The sequence below is a fragment of the Bradyrhizobium guangxiense genome (assembly GCF_004114915.1).
GTDB lineage: Bacteria > Pseudomonadota > Alphaproteobacteria > Rhizobiales > Xanthobacteraceae > Bradyrhizobium > Bradyrhizobium guangxiense.
Genome location: NZ_CP022219.1, coordinates 1287261 through 1308296, shown reverse-complemented (window position 1 = coordinate 1308296; position 21036 = coordinate 1287261). Strand labels below are relative to the sequence as shown.

20 protein-coding genes are annotated in these 21036 nt (G+C 66.2%); 9 read left to right on the top strand and 11 right to left on the bottom strand.

Features of this window, described 5'->3' with window-relative positions:
- Window positions 1-189: 189 nt before the first annotated feature.
- Entirely contained in the window at window positions 190-1089 is a 900-nt protein-coding gene (locus X268_RS06150; protein WP_164937564.1) for a helix-turn-helix domain-containing protein, read from the top strand.
- A complete protein-coding gene (locus tag X268_RS40835) occupies window positions 1086-1226 on the top strand; it encodes a hypothetical protein (RefSeq protein ID WP_208764426.1) in 141 nt (46 codons plus the stop codon). Before X268_RS06150 ends, X268_RS40835 begins: the two co-directional genes overlap by 4 nt.
- On the opposite strand, the gene X268_RS06140 is transcribed toward X268_RS40835, so the two are convergent.
- From X268_RS06140 to X268_RS06125, 4 genes are read right to left on the bottom strand one after another with little or no spacing between them, the layout of a single operon-like run.
- Window positions 1204-2472 (bottom strand): CCA tRNA nucleotidyltransferase, encoded by a 1269-nt coding sequence (locus X268_RS06140; RefSeq protein ID WP_128924101.1) that lies wholly within the window; start codon window positions 2470-2472, stop codon window positions 1204-1206. The two genes, X268_RS40835 and X268_RS06140, sit on opposite strands and share 23 nt — an antisense overlap.
- A gap of 10 nt (window positions 2473-2482) precedes the next feature.
- A complete protein-coding gene (locus tag X268_RS06135) occupies window positions 2483-2746 on the bottom strand; it encodes a DUF6111 family protein (protein ID WP_128924100.1) in 264 nt (87 codons plus the stop codon).
- Complete coding sequence (locus X268_RS06130; RefSeq protein ID WP_128924099.1) at window positions 2743-3414, bottom strand: CoA pyrophosphatase; 672 nt, start codon at window positions 3412-3414, stop codon at window positions 2743-2745. Before X268_RS06130 ends, X268_RS06135 begins: the two co-directional genes overlap by 4 nt.
- Window positions 3411-4022, bottom strand: coding sequence for a DUF1285 domain-containing protein (locus X268_RS06125; protein ID WP_128924098.1), 612 nt, complete (start codon window positions 4020-4022; stop codon window positions 3411-3413). Before X268_RS06125 ends, X268_RS06130 begins: the two co-directional genes overlap by 4 nt.
- Before the next feature lie 260 nt (window positions 4023-4282).
- Here X268_RS06125 and X268_RS06120 point away from each other — a divergent pair, with 260 nt between their 5' ends.
- The 6 genes from X268_RS06120 (at window position 4283) to X268_RS06095 (ending at window position 14384) form a co-directional block, all read left to right on the top strand.
- On the top strand, window positions 4283-5281 hold the full coding sequence (locus tag X268_RS06120) for an AAA family ATPase (protein ID WP_128924097.1): 999 nt from the start codon (window positions 4283-4285) through the stop codon (window positions 5279-5281).
- Complete coding sequence (locus X268_RS06115; protein WP_128924096.1) at window positions 5281-6225, top strand: DUF58 domain-containing protein; 945 nt, start codon at window positions 5281-5283, stop codon at window positions 6223-6225. The genes X268_RS06120 and X268_RS06115 overlap by 1 nt, the downstream gene beginning before the upstream one ends.
- Window positions 6222-9035, top strand: a complete 2814-nt coding sequence (locus tag X268_RS06110) for a DUF4159 domain-containing protein (protein WP_128924095.1) — start codon at window positions 6222-6224, stop codon at window positions 9033-9035. The genes X268_RS06115 and X268_RS06110 overlap by 4 nt, the downstream gene beginning before the upstream one ends.
- A gap of 130 nt (window positions 9036-9165) precedes the next feature.
- A complete protein-coding gene (locus X268_RS06105) occupies window positions 9166-11229 on the top strand; it encodes a hypothetical protein (protein ID WP_128924094.1) in 2064 nt (687 codons plus the stop codon).
- Between the two features lie 219 nt (window positions 11230-11448).
- A complete protein-coding gene (locus X268_RS06100; RefSeq protein ID WP_128924093.1) occupies window positions 11449-11853 on the top strand; it encodes a DUF2946 domain-containing protein in 405 nt (134 codons plus the stop codon).
- Window positions 11854-12002: 149 nt separating this feature from the next.
- The gene (locus X268_RS06095; protein WP_128924092.1) at window positions 12003-14384 is read left to right on the top strand and encodes a TonB-dependent receptor; all 2382 of its coding nucleotides are present in this window, start codon (window positions 12003-12005) and stop codon (window positions 14382-14384) included.
- A 116-nt stretch (window positions 14385-14500) separates the two neighbouring features.
- Here the strand turns inward: X268_RS06095 and X268_RS06090 are convergent, their stop codons facing one another.
- From X268_RS06090 to X268_RS06075, 4 genes are all read right to left on the bottom strand, one after another.
- A complete protein-coding gene (locus X268_RS06090; protein WP_128924091.1) occupies window positions 14501-14983 on the bottom strand; it encodes a GNAT family N-acetyltransferase in 483 nt (160 codons plus the stop codon).
- Window positions 14984-15022: 39 nt separating this feature from the next.
- Window positions 15023-15538 (bottom strand): GNAT family N-acetyltransferase, encoded by a 516-nt coding sequence (locus tag X268_RS06085; RefSeq protein ID WP_128924090.1) that lies wholly within the window; start codon window positions 15536-15538, stop codon window positions 15023-15025.
- Window positions 15539-15593: 55 nt separating this feature from the next.
- Window positions 15594-16529, bottom strand: coding sequence for a glycosyltransferase family 2 protein (locus X268_RS06080; RefSeq protein WP_128924089.1), 936 nt, complete (start codon window positions 16527-16529; stop codon window positions 15594-15596).
- Window positions 16530-16616: 87 nt separating this feature from the next.
- Window positions 16617-17108 (bottom strand): NUDIX domain-containing protein, encoded by a 492-nt coding sequence (locus tag X268_RS06075; protein ID WP_128924088.1) that lies wholly within the window; start codon window positions 17106-17108, stop codon window positions 16617-16619.
- Window positions 17109-17215: 107 nt separating this feature from the next.
- On the opposite strand from X268_RS06075, the gene X268_RS06070 reads away from it, so the two are divergent.
- Window positions 17216-18097, top strand: a complete 882-nt coding sequence (locus X268_RS06070; protein ID WP_128929161.1) for a metallophosphoesterase family protein — start codon at window positions 17216-17218, stop codon at window positions 18095-18097.
- Between the two features lie 120 nt (window positions 18098-18217).
- On the opposite strand, the gene X268_RS06065 is transcribed toward X268_RS06070, so the two are convergent.
- From X268_RS06065 to X268_RS06055, 3 genes are all read right to left on the bottom strand, one after another.
- Entirely contained in the window at window positions 18218-18772 is a 555-nt protein-coding gene (locus tag X268_RS06065) for a hypothetical protein (protein WP_128924087.1), read from the bottom strand.
- A 184-nt stretch (window positions 18773-18956) separates the two neighbouring features.
- Entirely contained in the window at window positions 18957-19166 is a 210-nt protein-coding gene (locus X268_RS06060) for a DUF4170 domain-containing protein (protein ID WP_028134831.1), read from the bottom strand.
- A gap of 30 nt (window positions 19167-19196) precedes the next feature.
- Window positions 19197-20831 carry an isocitrate lyase gene (locus X268_RS06055; protein ID WP_128924086.1) on the bottom strand — a complete coding sequence of 545 codons (1635 nt, stop codon included), beginning with the start codon at window positions 20829-20831 and terminating at the stop codon, window positions 19197-19199.
- Window positions 20832-21036: the final 205 nt, after the last annotated feature.

Sequence of the window (21036 nt, the reverse complement as noted above, 5' to 3'; positions counted from 1 at the left end):
GCACGGCGGTCCGCTTTTGCATCACATCGGTGGACACGTGGATGGATGCCTTTTACGCGACCTCATGATACCAATGGAACCGGCGCGCGAAAATCATGGACGGATATGCCGAAGGTAGAATTCTCATCGGACCAGCTTCCATCCCACTTGAATGACAAGGCCCGATTCCGCCTGTGGCACGACATATGGATGGAACAACTCGGCAAGGCGGAGATGAAGCACGCCGAGGACAAGCCATTCTACACCGCGTCGAAGAATGTCCTTCTTGGCGAATTGAGCGTCGGCCGGTTTGCCACGACGACGGGACACTACGTGCGCACGCGCAAGCACGTGGCCAATGATCGCGACGATATTCTCGTCGGCTTTTATCGCAGCTCCCAGCCGCAACTATGGACGGTGGGAAACCAGGGGTTTGAGCTGAAACCGGGAAGCGCCGTCGCCTTCAACATCGCCCAACCGGTCTCGAGCTTTACGGACGGCCTCACAGCGTGGAATCTGGCTTCCATACCTCGTGCGCAAATTCTGAAACTTGTTCCGCATGCTGATCATCGCGCGGCCATGTTGCTCGACCCGGCCAACCCGGCGGTACGGCATCTCGAGCGCACCATCAATTTTCTCCTTGAAGCCGATGAAGTCTACGAGGACCCGGAGTTGACGCGGCGCGCCACGGCCATGCTCGGAGACTTGATCGTGTTGGCGCTCGGCGCGCGCGGCGAAGTCGCGGAGATCGCAGCGGAACGCGGCTTGCGCGCCGCGCGGCAGCGCGAACTGATTGCGACTATCGAGAAGCGGTTCACCGAGCCGTCTCTGTCGATCACGACCATCGCGGATGCTCTTAAGCTATCGCGTCGCTACGTGAGCGATTTGCTGCTCGAAAGCGGCGCGACATTCTCCGAGCGCGTACTCGAACTGCGCTTGCAGAAGGCGCGGGCCATGCTGTCGGACGTTCGCTACGACGACACGAAGGTGAGTGACATCGCCTTTGCCTGCGGCTTCAATGAAGTGACTTACTTCAATCGCCGCTTCCGCGATCAGTTCGGCTGCTCACCGACGCAATATCGAATGGGAACGAACCACAGCGATACATGATCGGATTTGCAGTCGGATACCGGCGCGCCGGTTTCGCCAAGTTGGCAAACAACGCCATCAACGCGACCAGCAGCAGCTGGAAAATCGAGATGTCGGCGCAGCCTGAGACGATGGTCACGGTCTCTCATCGCGGCTGATTCGAGCCGCAGCTTGATCGGCGATGGCAGCGAGTGCGGCTTGCTCCAGTGGAAAATCCGCGGCAAGCCAAGCATCCTCGGCGAGCGTCAACACGTGTCCGAGCGCGGGTCCCTCCCCCATGCCGCGTGCGATGAAATCGGCGGCCTTGAGCGGAAATTTCGGCGCAGTCCAGCGCTGCGGCAGCTCGGCGAGCGCGCGCCAGTGCATCGAGGTGACATCGCCGCCATTCCTCGCCCAGCCCAGCAACACGCGATCGTGATAGCGCTCGGCCCGGAGCCGGTAGAGCAACCGCCGTGCATTGGCTTCGTCCTTGGTGGCGAGGCGCCACCAGCGGTGGCCCATCGAATCCAGCGCCTTGGCCTCGGCATTGGACAGCCGCAGGCGCGCGGCGACGCGCTTGGCATCCTCGGTCACGGCGACGGTCAGCGCGGCGAGGCGCCGCGTCGCTTGCGCGGGCAGGCCGAGCTCGCGCTCGATCGCGATCATCGTCGCCAGCGGTCCGGTATAGACGACGCCGCCGGTCAGCGCCTGCAGCAATCCGCCCTCGGCCATGGCGAGCGCGGCCGCGGAGGCGCCCGATGTCACCAGCAGCTTCAGCATCTCCATCCGCACCCGCTCGGCCGAGAGGCTGGCAAGGCCGGCGCGGCCGCGGATGCAGGCGAGATAGCCGTCGCGGTCGGGCTGGCCGGCGCCGAAAGCGGCGTGGATGCGGAAGAAGCGCAGGATGCGCAGATAATCCTCGGCGATGCGCTGATCGGGATCGCCGATGAAGCGCACCCGGCGCGCCTTGGCGTCCGCGATGCCGCCGACATAGTCGTAGACCACACCGCGCGCGTCGACCGAGAGGCCGTTCATGGTGAAGTCGCGACGCTCGGCGTCCTTCACCCAGTCGCGGCCGAACGCGACCTTGGCCTTGCGGCCGAAGGTTTCGGTGTCCTCGCGCAGCGTCGTGACTTCGTAGGGATGGGTGTCGATGACCAGCGTGACGGTGCCGTGATCGATGCCGGTCGGCACGCCCTTGATGCCGGCAGCCTTGGCGCGCCGCATCACCTCCTCCGGCCGCGCCGTGGTCGCGATGTCGATGTCGCCGGGCACAAGACCGAGCAGCGCGTTGCGCACCGCGCCGCCGACCACCCGCGCCTCCTCACCGTCGGCGTTGAGCAGATGCAGGACGCGCGCGGTCCCGCCTGCGGTCAGCCAGGGCGCATCGGCAAGTAATGGCGCAACAAATGGCTCCTGGCTCATCGTGCGGCCCCTATCTTTCCACGCCCGGCACCAGCCTGCCGTTCTCGATATGAGCGGGAACGTACGTCGAATCCGGCGGCGCGCCGGAGTAGTGCGCAAAGCCGATCAGCCCCGCGATGACCAGCACGAGCGCTGCGAGCACGAGGCGCGCGACGACGGTGACCGGCCAGGACGAGCGCGCGAACAAGCCGGACCGCGTGGCGGCCAGGAACAGCGCATAGACGGCAAAGGGAATGAGAAAGATTCCGATCTCGGTCAGAACCGGCCGGATCATGACGAATAGATCCGCTCATACAGCACACGCAGCATTCCGGCGGTGGCGCCCCAGATGTAGCGCTCCGCGAACGGCATCGCGTAGTAGAACCGCTCCATGCCGCGGAATTCCTTGCTGTGCACCTGATGGTTCACCGGGTTCATCAGGAAGGATAGCGGCACCTCGAACGCATCATCAACCTCGGAATGGTTGATGGTGAGCGAGAAGCCCGGCCGGACCTTAGCGACCGTCGGCAGGATGCGGAAGCCGAACGCGGTGCCGTAGAGATCGAGATAGCCGAGCGGTTCGACGAAGTCTCTGGATAGCCCGACCTCCTCCTCGGCCTCGCGGAGCGCCGCGTCGAGCGGCGAGGCATCGGTCGCGTCGATCTTGCCGCCGGGAAAGGCGATCTGGCCGGCATGATCGTTGAGATGCGCCGAGCGCTGCGTCAGCAGGATGGTCGGCTCGGGATGATCGACCACGGCGATCAGGACCGCGGCGGGGCGCACCGGCTGCTCGCGCGCGACGATCTCCAGCATCTTGTCGGTGCCGGGATCGCCCGAGGCCGGGATGATGTTGGGATCGTAGAGGCCGGGCGGGACGTCGAAGCCGAGCTTCGCCTTCGAGCGGGCGAAGAAATCCGCCGCGCCGAGCGGGACCGGATCGGTCGTCAGAATGGGCTTGTTCAAAGCGCGGCCCTCACCTGCTCCGCATCGGCCATGGCGAAGAATTCGCCGGACGATTCGACGCCGAACATCGGCTGGCCATCGACCATCCGCTCCTCGCCCATGTCAACCAGATCGTAATAGAGCGCCCGCGTGACCTTGGCCCAGAGATCGGCGCGAACATGCAGATAGGGCGTCAGCCCGCCGTCCGCGGCCTGCTCGAAGCGCAGCCGGTGCGCGGCATCGCAGGTGACCCAGTCGTCGACATTGGTACGGAAGCGCAGCACGCGCTGCCGGCCCTCACCGTCCGTCTGCATCTCGACCGCCATGAACGGCGCATCGTCGACGCGGATGCCGACCTTCTCCACCGGCGTGACCAGGAAATGCTTGTCGCCCTCGCGCTTGAGGATGGTCGAAAACAGCCGCACCAGCGCGGGACGCCCGATTGGCGTCCCCAAGTAGAACCAAGTACCATCGGAGGCGATTCGGATGTCGAGATCGCCGCAAAACGGCGGATTCCACAGATGCACCGGAGGCAGGCCCTTCCTGGCACCTTCGGCATTTGCTGCACTTTTGGCGGCGGCAGTCAGCCCCTCGAGACCATGATCGGCGCTCTGCCCTTGGTTCGCCATGGTTTGCCCTGACTTTGTCCTTTGGCACGATTGGTGCAGGTCTACGTTGTACTCGGGTGCACGGTTCCACCCCGGATTAGTCCGGTGTGCAAGGTCGCCACTTCGTGATGCCGTACATAACCCGAAGCCGATAAGGTGGGGATAGGTTAATTCAACGAATACATGGCCTTCCTGCAAGTCTAGCATAGGCCCATGATCTGACGCGATGCGATGACATGATGGCCCAAGCAAGCCGCGTGGCGGGCTGAAGGAGCGAACGGATGGCAGAGAGTGTCGAGAAACTGGAGGATGGGATCGTCCGTTCGGCCGAGCAGGTGTCGAGCCAGGTTCGTGCAGCGAAGGATGCGATCGCCTCCATCATCTTCGGCCAGGATCGCGTGATCGAGAACACGCTGGTCACCATCCTCTCCGGCGGCCATGCGCTGCTGATCGGCGTGCCCGGCCTTGCCAAGACCAAGCTGGTCGAGACGCTCGGCGTCACGCTCGGTCTCGATGCCAAGCGCATCCAGTTCACGCCTGACCTGATGCCGTCGGACATTCTTGGCGCCGAGGTGCTGGACGAGAGCACCGCGGGCAAGCGCGCCTTCCGCTTCATTTCGGGTCCGGTGTTCGCGCAGCTGCTGATGGCCGACGAGATCAACCGCGCCTCGCCGCGCACGCAGTCTGCGCTGTTGCAGGCGATGCAGGAGCAGCACATCACCGTCGCCGGCGCGCGCCACGATCTGCCGAAACCCTTCCATGTGCTCGCGACGCAAAACCCGCTGGAGCAGGAAGGCACCTATCCGCTGCCCGAAGCGCAGCTCGACCGCTTCCTGATGGAGATCGACGTCGACTATCCCGATCGCGACGCCGAGCGCCGCATCCTGTTCGAGACCACCGGCGCCGAGGAGACGCTGGCGAAGGGAGCGATGACGGCGGATGCGCTGATCACCGCGCAGCGGCTGATCCGGCGCCTGCCGGTTGGCGATTCCGTGGTCGAGGCGATCCTGTCGCTGGTGCGCTCGGCCCGTCCGGGTCCGGACGCCGGCGAGGCCGGCAAGTTCATCGCCTGGGGCCCGGGTCCGCGCGCCAGCCAATCCCTGATGCTGGCGGTGCGTGCGCGCGCGCTGATCGACGGACGCCTGGCGCCCTCGGTCGATGACGTGCTCGACCTCGCCGAGCCCGTGCTGAAGCACCGCATGGCGCTGACGTTCCAAGCGCGCGCCGAAGGCCGAACGATTCCGGACGTCATCCGGCAATTGAAGACACGGATCGGTTGATGGCAGCGGAGAACGGGCACACAGCGAAGGAGATCATTGCGATCCGACGTGCCGATGGCGAAAGCCGCACGCTCGCAGCTTCGCTGCCGCGCCTGGTGCTAGAAGCCCGCCGCATCGCCGCCAACGTCATCCACGGTCTGCACGGACGGCGCCGCGCCGGCTCCGGCGAGAATTTCTGGCAGTACCGCCGCTTCGTCTCCGGCGAGCCCGCGCAGAACGTCGACTGGCGGCGGTCGGCGCGTGACGACCATCTCTATGTCCGCGAGCTCGAATGGGAAGCCTCGCACACGGTTTGGATCTGGCCGGACCGCTCGCCCTCGATGGCCTTCGCCTCCAAGACCGCGCGCGAATCCAAGCTCGAGCGCACGCTGATCGTCGCCTTTGCGCTGGCCGAGCTGCTGGTCTCTGGCGGCGAACGCGTCGGCATTCCCGGGCTGATGGCGCCGACCGCGAGCCGCAGCGTGATCGACAAGATGGCGCAGGCGATGCTGCATGACGATGCCGACCGCCTCAGCCTGCCGCCGTCCTTCGTGCCCGCGGCGCTGGCCGAGACCATCGTGCTGTCGGATTTCTGGTCGCCGATCGCCGAGATCAGGGCGACGCTCGCAGGGCTCTCCGGCTCCGGCGCGCACGGCACGCTGGTGCAGGTCGTCGATCCCGCCGAAGAATCGTTCCCCTATTCCGGCCGTGTCGAGTTCGTCGAGCCCGAGGGCTTCGGCGTGATCACCGCCGGCCGCGCCGAGAGCTGGGTGCAGGATTACACCGCGCGGCTGGCGCTGCACCGCGACCAGATCCGCGCCGAGACCAACAAGCTCGACTGGCTGTTCACCACGCATGCCACCGACCGCTCCGCTGCCGAGCTCTTGCTGTTCCTGCATGCCGGCATGCAGGTGAGCAAGTCGGGCGCCCGCACCACGACGATCAAGGCGGGGCCGGCCGCATGATGGGACTGCCGCTCGCCTTCACCGAACCGCTGCTCCTGATCGGCCTCGTCAGCCTGCCGGTGCTGTGGTGGCTGTTGCGCGTGATGCCGCCGCGGCCGCGCCGGATCGAGTTTCCGCCGACGCGCCTGTTGTTCGACATCGCGCCGCGCGAGGAGACGCCCTCGCGGACGCCGTGGTGGCTGACCGCGCTGCGCCTGCTCGCCGCGGCGCTGGTGATCTTTGCGGCCGCCGGCCCGATCTGGAATCCGCAAGCAGGCACCGCGGGCAGCAAGGCGCCGCTGATGATCATGTTCGACGACGGCTGGAGCGCGGCATCGCACTGGGACGTCCGGATCAGGGCCGCCGACGAGCTGATTGCCAATGCCGACAATGATCGCCGTGCGATCGCGCTGGTGCCGCTGTCCGAGCCGAACCGCGACATCACCCTGATGCCGGCGGGCGCGGCGCGCGTCGCGCTGCGTCAGCTCGCGCCAAAGCCCTATTCGATCGACCGCGTCGAGACGCTGGCTGCCATCGACCGCTTTCTCAAGGCCAGCGGTGATTGCGAGATCGCCTGGCTGTCCGACGGCGTCGACACCGGCCGCGGCGAGGACTTCGTGGCCGGCCTCGGCAAGACCATCGGCGAGCGCAGCCTGACCGTGTTCGAAGGTGGCACCTCCTCGCCGCTGGCGCTGGTCGCGGCCGAGAACGCCGCCGCCAGGATGACGGTGAAGGTGCTGCGCACCGACAGCGGCATCGCCGTCGGCACCGTGCGCGCGCTGGACCAGAAGGCCTCGCCGATCGGCGAAGCCCGTTATTCGTTCGGTCCGCAGGACAAGGAGACCGACGCGGTGTTCGATCTGCCGGTCGAGCTGCGCAACGACATCACCCGGCTCGAGATCTCGGGCGAGCGCTCTGCCGGTGCGGTGCAGCTGCTCGACAAGCGCTGGCGCCGCCGCGCCATCGGCATCGTCTCGGGCTCGACCAGCGAGACAGCGCAGCCGCTGCTGGCGCCGACCTTCTATCTCACCCGCGCGCTGGCGCCGTTCGCCGACGTCAGGCTCGCCGACAAGGGCTCGCCGCAGCAGGGCATCACGCAATTCCTCGATCAGAAGCTGCCGATGATCATCCTCGCCGATGTCGGCACCATCGCGCCGGAGCTGCGCGAGCGCCTCAATGCCTGGATCGATCAGGGCGGCGTCCTGGTGCGGTTCGCAGGTCCGCGCCTGGCGCAGGCCGAGGACGACCTCGTGCCGGTCAAGCTGCGCAAGGGCGGCCGTACGCTCGGCGGCAGCCTGACCTGGGAGAAGCCGCAGCATCTCGCCTCCTTCGCCGCCGACGGCCCGTTCGCCGGCGTCGTGGTGCCCAAGGACGTCACCGTGAGCCGCCAGGTGCTGGCCGAGCCCGACGCGGTGCTCGCCACCAAGAGCTGGGCCTCGCTGGAGGACGGCACGCCACTCGTCACCGGCGAGCATCGCGGCAAGGGCGTGGTCGGCCTGTTTCACGTCAGCGCCGACATGCGCTGGTCGGATCTGCCGATGTCGGGCATCTTCGTCGAGATGCTGAGGCGCGTGGTCGACATGTCCGGCTACACGTCCAAGCCCGGCGCCGGCGTCGCCAGCGAAGCGACCTCTGAGACGGTGGCGCCGCTGCACATGCTCGACGGTTTTGGCGCCTTCGGCCCGCCGCCGGCGACCGCAAAACCGCTGGCCGCGGATTACCGCGATCGCGCCACCCCAGATCATCCGCCAGGCTTCTATGGCCCGGCTGAAGGACCGCTCGCCGTGAACACACTTGCCAGCGCCGACCGCATCGCGGCCCTCAACACCGCGGGCCTGCGCGCCCGGCACGCCACCTACACCAACGCCGAGCCGCAGGACTTGCGCGGCTGGCTGCTGTCGACGGCGCTCACGCTGTTCCTGATCGACGCCATCATCGTCGCGGTGCTCGGCGGCGGGATCGCCGCGCTGCTGCGCCGCCGCGCCGCGCCCGCCATGATCGTGCTTGGCCTCGTGCTCGCAGGCCTCGTCGCGCTCGCACCGACGCCGTCACGCGCCGACAGCGCCACGGACGATTTCGCGATGCGAGCGACGGCGCAGACCCGCCTCGCCTATGTCGTCACCGGCAATGCCGACGTCGATTCCATCGTCAAAGCGGGGATGAACGGGCTGACGCTGTTCCTGGCGCAGCGCACCGCACTCGAGGCCGGCGATCCCGTGGGGGTTGATCCCGCGCGCGACGAGCTCGCCTTCTTCCCGCTGATCTACTGGCCGATCGTGCCCGGCGCACCCAAGCCGCCGCAGGATGCCATCAACAAGATCGACGCCTACATGAAGCAGGGCGGCACCGTGCTGTTCGACACCCGCGATGCGGTCGAAGCCCCGCCCGGCGCGAACGGCGCCGCGCAGACCCCGGGCATGCAGACGCTGCGCGAGATCCTGTCCTCGCTCGACGTCCCCGAGCTCGAGCCGGTGCCGCGCGAGCACGTGCTGACCAAGACCTTCTATCTGCTGCGCGACTTCCCCGGCCGCTTCGTGACCGGCCAGACCTGGGTCGAGACTCTGCCGCGCGACGAGGACGATGACAGCGCCCAGCGGCCGGCCCGCGGCGGCGACGGCGTCTCGCCGATCATCATCACCTCGAACGACCTCGCCGGCGCCTGGGCCGTGCGGCCCGACGGGCAGGCCATGCTGCCGGTGACCGGCGGCGACACCCGCCAACGCGAATTCGCCTACCGCGCCGGTGCCAACATCGTGATGTACACGCTGACCGGCAACTACAAGGCCGACCAGGTGCACGCACCGGCCCTGATCGAACGGCTGGGGCAATAGAGATGCGCATGACCAGCTTGATTCACACGCTCCGTCATTCCGGGATGGTCCGAAGGACCAGACCCGGAATCTCGAGATTCCGGGTTCGATGCTTCGCATCGCCCCGGAATGACGTTGATAGGTCTGTTTGATGAACTACGGCATCGCATTCACGCCGCTTGTCCCCGCGATCGTGCTGTGGCTCGCGCTCGCCGCGATCATCATCGTCGCGCTCGTGCTGCTGGTGGCGCGTGCACGCGGCGCCGCCGTGCGCGTGGCCGCGCTGGCGCTGTTCCTGCTGGCGCTTTCCAATCCCTCCTTCCCCCGCGAGGATCGCGAGCCCCTCCCCTCGGTCGCCGCCATCGTGGTCGACAAGAGCCCGAGCCAGAATTTCGGCAGCCGCAATCGTGAGGCTGCGCAAGCGCAGGAAGCGCTGGTCGACAGCCTGAAGAAGATCAAGGGGCTGGAGGTGCGCGTCGTCGAGGCCGGGCAGGCCGACGGCGAGACCGACGGCACAAAGCTGTTCAGCGCGCTCGCCTCGGCCCTGTCGGATGTTCCGGTCGACCGCGTCGCCGGCGCGTTCCTGATCACCGACGGCCGCGTCCATGACATTCCGGCGAACGCCGCCGCGCTGGGCTTCCAGGCGCCGGTGCAGGCGCTGATCACCGGCCAGAAGGACGAGCGCGACCGCCGCATCGCGGTCACGGCCGCGCCGCGCTTCGGCATCGTCGGACAGACCCAGACCATCAGCTATCGCCTCGACGACCAGGGCGTCAGCGGCGAGCGCGCCAAGGTCACGGTCCGCAGGGACGGCGAGGTCATCAACGAACGGACACTCTCGAGCGGCCAGAGTGCAAGCGTCGACGTCGACATCAAGCATGCTGGCCCGAACATCGTCGAGATCGAGGCCTCCCCGCTCGAGCGCGAATTGACGCCGGTGAACAACCGCGCCGTCGTCGCTATCGACGGCGTGCGCGACAAGCTGCGCGTGCTGCTGGTCTCGGGTGAGCCGCATTCCGGCGAGCGCACCTGGCGCAATCTCTTGAAGTCCGACGCCAGCGTCGACCTTGTGCATTTCACCATTCTGCGTCCGCCGGAGAAGCAGGACGGCACGCCGATCAACGAATTGTCGCTGATCGCGTTTCCGACCCGCGAGCTGTTCCAGCAGAAGATCAACGAATTCCAGCTGATCATCTTCGACCGCTACGCCCGTCAGGGCGTGCTGCCGATTGCCTATTTCGACAACATCGCGCGCTATGTGCGCGGCGGCGGGGCAGTGCTGGTCTCGGCCGGGCCCGACTACGCCTCCAACACCAGCATCTGGCGCACGCCGCTGGATTCGGTGCTGCCGGCGGAGCCGGTCGGCGTGACGGAAAAGCCGTTCTATGCGCATCTGTCCGACATCGGCAAACGCCATCCGGTCACGCGCGCCCTGGAGGGCTCCGCCAGCGAGCCGCCGCGCTGGAGCCGGTTCTTCCGCACCGTCGACACCCGCAATTCCGCCAACCCGCCGGTGATGACGGGGGCCGACGGCAAGCCGCTTCTGTTCCTGTCGCGCTTCGGCGAGGGCCGGGTCGCGCTTCTGCTGTCCGACCACATCTGGCTGTGGGCACGCGGCTATGAAGGCGGCGGGCCGCATCTCGATCTCTTGCGGCGGATGTCGCACTGGCTGATGAAGCAGCCCGACCTCGACGAGGAGGCGCTGCGCCTGCAGGTGCAGGGCAAGAACCTCGTCGTGGTGCGCCAGACCATGGCAGACAGCGTCCAGCCCGTCAGCGTGACCTCGCCGTCGGGCGTGTCGCAGGATCTGACGTTGAGCGCAGGCGATCCCGGCGAGTGGCGCGGCAGCCTGCCGGCGAACGAGCTCGGCCTGTGGCAAGCCACCGACGGCACGCTGAAGGCATTGATCAATGTCGGCCCGACCAATCCGAAGGAGTTTTCGGAAGTCACTTCCACCGTCGACACTTTGAAGCCCCTGACGCAGGCGACCGGCGGCAACGCGGTACGCGTGGCTGATGGCACCAGCGTCGAGCTGCCGCGCATTCTGCCCGTGCGTTCGGCCAGCGTCTTTGCCGGCGACGGCTGGATGGGCGTGCGGATGCGCGATGCCAGCGTGGTGAAGGGCGTCGGCGTGCTGCCGATCTTTGCCGGCCTGATCGGCCTTCTGCTTCTGCTCGGCGCATTTGCGGCGACGTGGGTGCGCGAGGGGCGGTGATCTGCTGGAATTCGATGGCTCGTTGGCTCGGTCAACCTCTCCCATCGTCGCAGCGATGCAACCTCGTCGCACCTTAGTGGCCGGAACGACACATCGCACGGGGGCGTGCATCCACCCGGCCGCCCACCGTTGACATCCGCCGAGCAATACTGCGATGTTACATTATAACATCGCAGCCGCCGCGGATTGGCGCCTCGCGACGTGGGGGTGGCTTTCCAGATGAAGTGGTTCCGGTCGAATATCAGGCACGGTGCCCGGCTCGCGTTGTTCGCGATGCTGGTGCAGTTCGCGCTGACATTCGGCCATAGCCATTGGTTCGCCCAGGCCTCACCGCTTGCTCAGTCCTCGTTGGAGCAGGCCGATAACACCAAGAGCGTTTCCGCGGTCGACCGCGCCGCCGTCCAGAAGCAATCGCCCTCGGGCCCCGACCGCGAGCATCCAGCCGACGATAATTGCGCGATCTGCGCCGTGGTCGCGATGGCGGGCACGATCCTGTTCGCGACGCCGCCTCTGTTGCAGCTGCCGCAGGCGATTGACCTGCTCTACCGCACCACCGACGCCGAGTTTCTCCATCTGAAATCGGCCGGCACGGCGTTCCAGCCGCGCGCCCCTCCCGCGTCCTGACCTCCAATATCGCTTGATCACGCCCGGGCTCGCTGCACATCGGCGAATGCTTGGGGAGAAGTTGAAGTCGAATTCCGTCGCGCCGCGACGGCAGGCCGCCTCCGATCAGCAAACAATCGTGCGGACGGCGCCTGACTGGAATCAGGACCATGTCATTTCAATTGCGACGCGCGCAGCGTCTTGGCGGAGCAAGCCTGCTCCTGCTCGGTGCCGCCGCGACATCCGCGTTCGCGCAAGAACCGGCCCAAACGCCTGCACAAGACAAATCGTCGACCGAGATCCCCGCCGTCACCGTGACCGCTCCGAGCCCGATCGTGCGCAGGGCGGCGGTGCCGTCCCGCAATTCCGGCCGCGGCATGCGGACCGCGCGCGTGCGCAACCGCGAGCAAACGGCCGAAGCGGCGCCGGCGGCCCCCGTACCCACCACGCCGCAGCAGGGCGTGCTGCCTGTCGTGACCAACCAGTTCGCCACGGTCACAGTCGTGCCGAACGACGAGATCCGCCGCGAGGGCGGCGGTCAGCTCGGCGATATCCTGTTCTCGAAACCGGGCATCACCGGCTCCAGCTTTGCGCCCGGCGCCTCCAGCCGGCCGATCATCCGAGGTCTCGACGTCAATCGCGTCGGCATCGTCGAGAACGGCACCAATTCGGGCGGCGCATCCGATCTCGGCGAGGATCATTTCGTCCCGGTCGATCCGCTCGCAACCAACCAGATCGAGGTCGTGCGTGGACCCGCCGCGCTACGCTACGGCTCGACCTCGATCGGCGGCGTCGTCAGCGCCACCAACAACCGGATTCCGGACGCGCTGCCCTCCTGCGCGCCCTCGTTCCAAAGCTACGGCCTGCCGACCAAGGCTCCGCTTGCGAGCGCAGCGACCTCGCCTTGCGTCACCGCCGAGACCCGCACCGCGTTCTCTTCGGTCGACCGCGGCGTCGAAAGCGGCGTGCTGGTCGACACCGGCGGCGGCAATTTTGCGTTCCACGCCGACGCCTATGGCCGCACGACCTCCGACTACGCCATTCCGGGCTATCCCTATCTAAACGACCAATCGCGCTCCGTGAACGGCCGCCAGCCGAACTCGGCGACGCGTTCGGACGGCGCCTCGATCGGCGGCTCCTATTTCTTCCAGGGCGGCTATATCGGCGCATCGATCACGCAGAACGATTCGCTCTACCACATCCCCGGCATCGACGGCGCCGACCACAACACCCGAATCGACGGCCACCAGACCAAGATCAACGTCAAGGGCGAGTATCATCCCGACGCCGCCGCGATCGACGCGGTCCGCTTCTGGGCCGGCGCCACCGACTACCGTCACAACGAGCTCGGCCTTGCCGATCCCGCCGACCTCAACAGCGACGGCATCAGGCAGACCTTCACCAACAAGGAGCAGGAGATCCGCACCGAGGTGCAGCTGATGCCGTTCAACGCGCGCTTCGCCGAGGTGACGACGGCGCTGGGCTTCCAGGTCGGGCACCAAGAATTGAGCGCGCCGAGCCCCGACAATCCCGGCACGCTGTTCAACGGCCTGTGGGACCCCAACAACAGCACGCGCGTTGCCGGTTACGCCTTCAACGAGTTCAAGTTCACGGAGGCGACGCGGGCGCAGATCGCCGGCCGCATCGAGCATGTCGAGCTGCACGGCACGACGCCGGACTTCCCTGCGGACTATCTGCCCAACGGCGCGCCGCAGGCGGCGATCGCGCGCAATCCGTCCTTCACGCCCAAGAGCGGCAGCATCGGCCTGCTGCAGGACTTGCCGGGCGGCATGGTCGGCAGCATCACCGCGCAATATGTCGAGCGCGCGCCGAAGGCGGCCGAATTGTTCTCCCGCGGCGGCCATGACGCGACCGCGACGTTCGACATCGGCAATCCCAACCTCACCATCGAGACGGCGAAATCGGTCGAGCTCGGCGTGCGCAGGGCGACGGGACCGTTCCGCTTCGAGGCGACCGTCTACTACACGCATTTCGACAATTTCATCTATCGCCGCCTCACCGGCGTGATGTGCGACGACGATTTTGCGTCCTGCGGCAATCCGGGCGCCGAGCTGAACCAGGCGGTGTACTCGCAGCGCAACGCGAACTTCCGCGGCGGCGAATTCCAGTCGCAGCTCGACGTCGGCGCCTTCCAGGGCGGCATCTGGGGCATCGAGAACCAGCTCGACTTCGTCCGCGCCACCTTCTCTGACGGCACCAACGTGCCGCGGATTCCACCCTTGCGGATGGGCGGCGGCGTGTTCTGGCGCGACGACAACTGGCTGATGCGCGTCAACCTGTTGCACGCCTTCGCGCAGAACAACGTCGCCGTGATCGCGGAGACGCCGACGGCGGGCTACAATCTGCTGAAGGCCGAGGTCAGCTACAAGACCAAGCTGGACCGCAACTGGTTCGGTGCTCGCGAGATGATGGCCGGCATCGTCGGCAACAACCTCCTCAACGAGAACATCCGCAACTCGGTGTCCTACACCAAGGACGAGGTCTTGATGCCCGGCATCGGCGTGCGGGCGTTTGCGAACTTCAAGTTCTGAACTATCCGCCGGGGTCTCAGAGGACCTCGGCGCAACGTCATTGCGAGGAGCCCTTGCGACGGAGCAATCCAAGCTGCCGGTGCGGCAAGTTTCTGGATTGCTTCGCTCCGTCCGGGCTACGGCCCGTGCGCGAGCCGCTTCTCGAAGCGCCACTGGTCCATGGGGAACGGCCCCTGCGACGTCTCCGACATCATCACGAAGGTGCCGGCGTTGCCCCAGCCACTCTTCTCGTAGAATCGCGCAGCGCGCATGTTGCCGACCGCACATGCGAGCCACGCCAGCTCCACACCACGCGCGGCGAGGCGGGTCTCGGCGTCGGCGATCAGTGCGGCAGCCCCGCCCGTCCCGTGGGCAGCCGGCGACACGAAGAGCTGGTACAGCTCATCACCCCTGACGACGCACAGACCGAGCGGCGCGCCGGGCGGGCCGACGACGCGAATATCGGCAAGCATGGCTGCGAGACGATCGCGAAAGTTCGCCTGCGTGCGAAGGCGAACCAGCTCGGGCGGCGCAAGATGCGCATGAGCTCCATGCCAGGCATCGTGCCATAGCTGGGCCAGGCGATCGATCTCGGCGGGATCGGCGGGGCGCACCAGCATTGGCCATACTCCATTCGCGGTGCCGTAGCCCGGATCGAGCTACCCGCGCGCCTTGCTCCAGTCGGGACCGACCGGGCCCGACACACCTTCGAAGGCGCCATCGACCAGCTCGAACACCAGGATACGCGCGGCGTCGACCGGGCCGGGCATGGTGACGCGGCCCTTGGGGACCTGCTTGAAGCCGACGCGGCTGTAATAGGGCTCGTCGCCGACCAACAGCACGATGGCGTGGCCCCTTGCTTTCGCGTCCTTCAGCGCGCGCTCCATCAACAGACGGCCGATGCCGCGGTCGCGGAACGGCGGCTCGACCGTCAGCGGCCCGAGCAGCAGCGCCGGCGTGTCGCCGATCAGGATCGGCAATTGCCTGACCGAGCCGACCAGCAGGGTGCCGATGCGCGCGGTGAACGACAATTCGAGCAGATGGTCGACGTGCTCGCGAATCCGGTAGGCGCTGAGCACGAAGCGGCCCGGACCGAAGGTACGTTCGTGCAGCCGTTCGATCGCCTGGGCGTCGCCGGCGGCTTCGGGAAGGATGGTCAGTGAGAGATCGCTCATGTCAATCGCGGGATAGCACCTGAACGCAGCCCGGTCCATCGGGCAACGACGGCGTTCAGCTCCTTTTCAACGCCGGTTGGGACAGATAGGCCAGCATCTTCATCTCCCGCCGTCCCCGTGTGACCGTGTCGAGCACGAGTCCCGACGACACCGACAGCAGGGCCATGATCATCAGGCCCATCGACAGCACGGCGGTGGGCAGGCGCGGCACGAGGCCGGTCTCGATGAAGGTGATCACGATCGGAATCGCAAGAATGATCGAGACGAGCGCCAGCAGGATTCCGATCACCGTGAAGAAGCGCAACGGGCGCTCCGAGCGGTAGAGCTTCAGCATGGTGCCGAGAATGCGAAACCCGTCGCGCCAGGTGTTGAGCTTGGAGAACGAGCCTTCGGGGCGCGCGTAATAGGGGGTCTCGATCTCGGCGACCGGTAGCGACAGCTCCAGCGCATAGACCGCCAGCTCGGTCTCGATCTCGAAGCCGTCGGAGAGGACGGGGAAAGATTTGACGAAGCGGCGTGAGAACACCCGGTAGCCGGACAGAATGTCCTTGAAGGCGTGACCGAAGGTCGAGGCCAGGAAGCCGGTCAGCATGCGATTGCCGGTGCGGTGGCGGAGCCGGTAGGCGGCCTGGACCTGATCGACGCGGAGGCCGACCACCATGTCGAGATGATCGTCCAGCAGCCTGTCGATCATGCGTGGTGCGCTCGGCGCATCGTAAGTGGCATCGCCGTCGACCAGCACATAGACGTCGGCCTCGACGTCGGCGAACATGCGACGCACGACGTGGCCCTTGCCCTGCCGGCGCTCGCTGCGAACGATCGCTCCCGCCTCGCGCGCGACCGCCGCGGTGCGGTCGCGCGAATTGTTGTCGTAGACGTAAATCGTGGCCGAAGGCAGCGCCTTGCGGAAATCGGCAACGACGGTCGCGACCGCCGCTTCCTCGTTGTAGCAGGGCACCAGCACCGCGATGCGAAGTTGCGTTGTGGTCATCGGGGCAGCACTCCGAGGCTTGTCGGCTCGCGCCCGAGAGGCGTGGTCTGCCGGGCGCATCGAGCGGGTTACTAGCACAGACCGCCCTCAGCGCCACGTCGCAATCAGAGGCCGACCATCAAGCACTTCCGCGATCCGCAGCCGCGTACCGAGCGTGGTGTCCTCGGGCAGCGCCGTGGTCGCGAAGAACCCGCATTCGACGATCTCGCGATTGGGCTCGGGCAGGCCGTCCTGCCTGAACTGCCTGACCACGTAGACCGCGACGTGGTCGCGGCGGGAGATGTGGCTGTTGAGGAAGATGCCGTGCAGCGCGGCAGCTCCGGTGACGTCGATGTCACCCTCCTCCTTGAGCTCGCGCCGCATCGCCTGTTCCATGGTCTCGCCATAGTCGACGCCGCCACCGGGCAGGTACCAGCCGCTGAGATAGCTATGCCTGACCAGGAACACCCGATTCTCGGCATCCAGCACCACGGCGCGGACGCCGAGCGTCATGCCGCGGACGATCCGGAAATAGGCGTGGAAGATTCGCCGCAGCAGGGGCTCGCATGCCCGTCGGACCCGGTTCAGACGTTCTCCCATCAGGCTCCCTCGATGCCGCGGTTCAGGCGCTGCTTGCGCAGTCCTCGCGACCTTGCCATTACAGCGGAGCAATAGCGAGGCAATCGCGCCCCATGACTTACAACAGGCTGGCTCCCTTCACGCTCGCCCACCTGTCCGATCCGCACCTGGCGCCCCTGCCGAAGCCGCGGCTGATCGAGCTCGCGGGCAAGCGCGCGTTCGGCTACGTCAACTGGACGCGCAACCGCCACAAGTACCAGCGCCGCGAGGTGCTCGACGCGCTGGTCGCCGACATGAAGGCGCAGGCGCCCGACCACATCGCGGTGACGGGCGATCTCGTCAACCTCGCGCTCGAAGCCGAGTTCGCCCCTGCCCGCGCCTGGCTCGACAGTGTCGGTCCGCCCGACCGCGTCACCACGATTCCCGGCAATCACGACGCCTATGTCCGCGCCACCTCGCATCGCTTCGGCGAGACGTTTGGCCCCTATCTTGCGGGCGACGACGGCCGCATCGGCTTTCCCTCGGTGCGCCGGCGCGGGCCGCTCGCGCTGATCAGCCTGTCGACAGCAGTACCGACCCTGCCGCTGATGGCGACGGGCACGCTCGGGCGCGATCAGCTCGCCGCGCTCGAAGAGGTGCTCGAACGGCTCCCGGCCGAGGACGTCTTCCGCGTGCTGCTGGTGCATCACCCGCTGAAATCCGATGCTCGCCAGAAGCGGATGACAGACGCGGCCGCATTGCTGGCGCTGCTCAAGCGCCATGGCGTCGAGTTGATCCTGCACGGGCATGACCACGTTCATTCGACTGTGTGGTTCGAGGGGCCCAACGGCAACATTCCCGCGCTCGGCGTGCCCTCGGCTTCCGCGCTTGCGCACGGACGCTACCCGGCGGCGGCCTATAACCTGTTCAAGATCGAGAAGGACAATGCCGGCTGGCGCTGCGAGCAGACGGTGCGAAGCCTCGGGGCTGGATTTCAGATCGGGCAGATCAAGCATGTGAGGTTGATTTAGACCCGCTGTCATTCCGGGGCGCACGGCAGCGCGAACCCGGAATCCATCCACCCTCATGTGCCATGGCTCGATGGATTCCGGGGGCATGCTTCGCATGCCCCGGAATGACAGTGATTGTCCTCACCAGCTCCGCAAGGCCGCCACCACGGCAAGCCCGAACAGCGCGGCGGCGCCGAGCAGGAATCCGAACACGAACGGCCACAGGCGCGAGCGGCGCGGCGGCGCGGCGACCGGGGTATGCGGCTCGGGCGGGACCACCATGGCGCGCTCGCGCTCGATCATGCGGCGCGCGACATAGTCGGTAACGGCTTCCACGATCATTGCGGTGTCGTGCGATTCGGCGAGCACGATGCGGCCGAAGCGGGTGTCCTGGACGAAGCGGTACATCCGCTTGTCGCGCCCCATCACGATGTGGGCGACGACGTCGATCCAGAGTCTCGGCGTATCGCCCTGGCTGACGCCGCGGTCGAACAGGTCGATCTGCTCCGGCACCTGTGCGAACAGGGGATCAAGCGCATCGTTGAGGATCTCGAGCCGCGCCACCTCGGCGTCCCTGAGATCGACGACGACGCCGGTCCGGTCGGCGGCCTCGATCCGCGCGCGCAGCAGCGCATCGCGCAGCCGCACCGGGCGCGGCTGGCCGGGATGGATCCCGCTGGTCTCGGGCTCTGACATTGTCGGCCTCGTCCTCGACTTATCCCCATTAACCTATCAGCAACCAAACCTTCCGCAAAGGCCTACAATTCCAGAGACTTACGGCGCCCACAGCCGTTTCACCTGTGCCAAAAACAGACGATCCCACCCAGGCAGCGCCTGGATGGGACCATCCGTCCTTGGACGTCTTCTTAAATGAGGGCGATCAGGCCGAGACGCGCGAGGGCTCTTCCACGATCGAGAAGCGGACGCCGGCCTTGTGGCGGCTCTCTTCCGAGACTTCCTTCCAGCAGTCCTCGGCTTCCTTGCGGGTCTTGAACGGACCTTTGACCTGGGCGGAGCCCTCCACGAGCTTGTGGAAGTTCATCGAGCCGAACTCGCCGCCGATCACCCAGAAATTGCTGCCTTTGGTCATTGTCAGTCTCCTCTCGAATGACGCGATGCGTTAGCCGAACTGGTTCATCGTGTTGTGGGCGCCGCCCGCCTTGAGGGCTGCTTCGCCGGCGAAGTACTCCTTGTGGTCGTCACCGATGTCGGAGCCGGCCATGTTCTGGTGCTTCACGCAGGCGATGCCCTGACGGATCTCGGCGCGCTGGACGTTCTTGACGTAGCCCAGCATGCCCTGCTCGCCGAAATACTCCTTCGCGAGATTGTCGGTCGAGAGCGCCGCCGTGTGATAGGTCGGCAACGTGATCAGGTGATGGAAGATGCCGGCGCGCTTGGCCGAATCCGCCTGGAAGGTACGGATGCGCTCGTCGGCCTCCTTCGCCAGCGGCGTGTCGTCGTACTCCGCCTTCATCAGCTCGGCACGGTTGTACTTGCTGACGTCCTGGCCCGCTTCCTTCATTGCGTCGTAGACCTGCCAACGGAAGTTGAGGGTCCAGTTGAACGACGGCGAGTTGTTGTAGGCGAGCTTGGCGTTCGGCACCACCTTGCGGATGCGGTCGACCATGCTGGCGATCTGCTCGATATGCGGCTTCTCGGTCTCGATCCAGAGCAGGTCGGCGCCGTTCTGCAGCGAGGTGATGCAATCCAGCACGCAGCGGTCTGCACCGGTGCCGGGGCGGAACTGGTAGAGATTGGAGGGCAGCCGCTTCGGACGCATCATCTTGCCGTTGCGGTTGATGATGACGTCGCCGTTCCTGGCGTTCTCCGGCGTCACTTCCTCGCAGTCGAGGAAGCTGTTGTACTGGTCGCCGATGTCGCCGGGCTTGTGGCTGACGGCGATCTGCTGGGTCAGGCCGGCGCCGAGCGAGTCGGTGCGGGTCACGATGATGCCGTCTTCGATGCCGAGCTCGAGGAAGGCATGGCGGCAGGCGCGGATCTTCGCCAGGAAGACCTCGTGCGGCACGGTGACCTTGCCGTCCTGGTGGCCGCACTGCTTCTCGTCCGAGACCTGGTTCTCGATCTGCAGCGCGCAGGCGCCCGCTTCGATCATCTTCTTGGCGAGCAGATAGGTCGCCTCGGCGTTGCCGAAACCGGCGTCGATGTCGGCGATGACGGGGACGACATGGGTCTGGAAGTTGTCGATCTTCGCGATCAGCTCCTGCTCACGGGTCTTGTCGCCTTCCTTGCGCGCCTTGTCGAGCAGGCGGAAGATGTCGTTGAGCTCACGGGAGTCCGCCTGACGCAGGAAGGTGTAGAGCTCCTCGATCAGCGCCGGCACCGAGGTCTTCTCGTGCATCGACTGGTCGGGCAGCGGACCGAACTCAGAGCGCAGCGCCGCGATCATCCAGCCCGAGAGATACAGATAGGTGCGGTCGGTCTTGCCGCCGAAGTGCTTCTTGACCGAGATCAGCTTCTGCTGGGCGATGAAGCCGTGCCAGCACCCCAGCGACTGGGTGTACTTGGTCGGGTCCTTGTCATAGGCGGCCATGTCGGCCCGCATCAGCGCCGCGGTGTAGCGGGCAACGTCGAGGCCGGTCTTGAAGCGGTTCTGCAGGCGCATGCGCGCGACGGCCTCGGCCGACACGCCGTTCCAGGTCGGCTGGGTCTCGAGGAGCGCCTGGGCCGCCTTGACCTCGTCCAGATACGAAGACGGACCCTGGAGGGTGCTGATGCCGCGGGGCTGGTAGTTCATGTGCCTGATCCTTTCGCTGACGATGGCGATGGCTTGCCATCGACATTCTTGACACTGCATTGCGAGATGCGTGTCAGGAGCTAAACGCCAAAACAGAAACTTCGTATAGATGGCTTGTTTTTTATTGGTGATGTCATGTAACATAAGAACATGTAATAGATGTTATTTTGTAAATCTTGTAAAAATATAGGTCAGTAAGACTGTC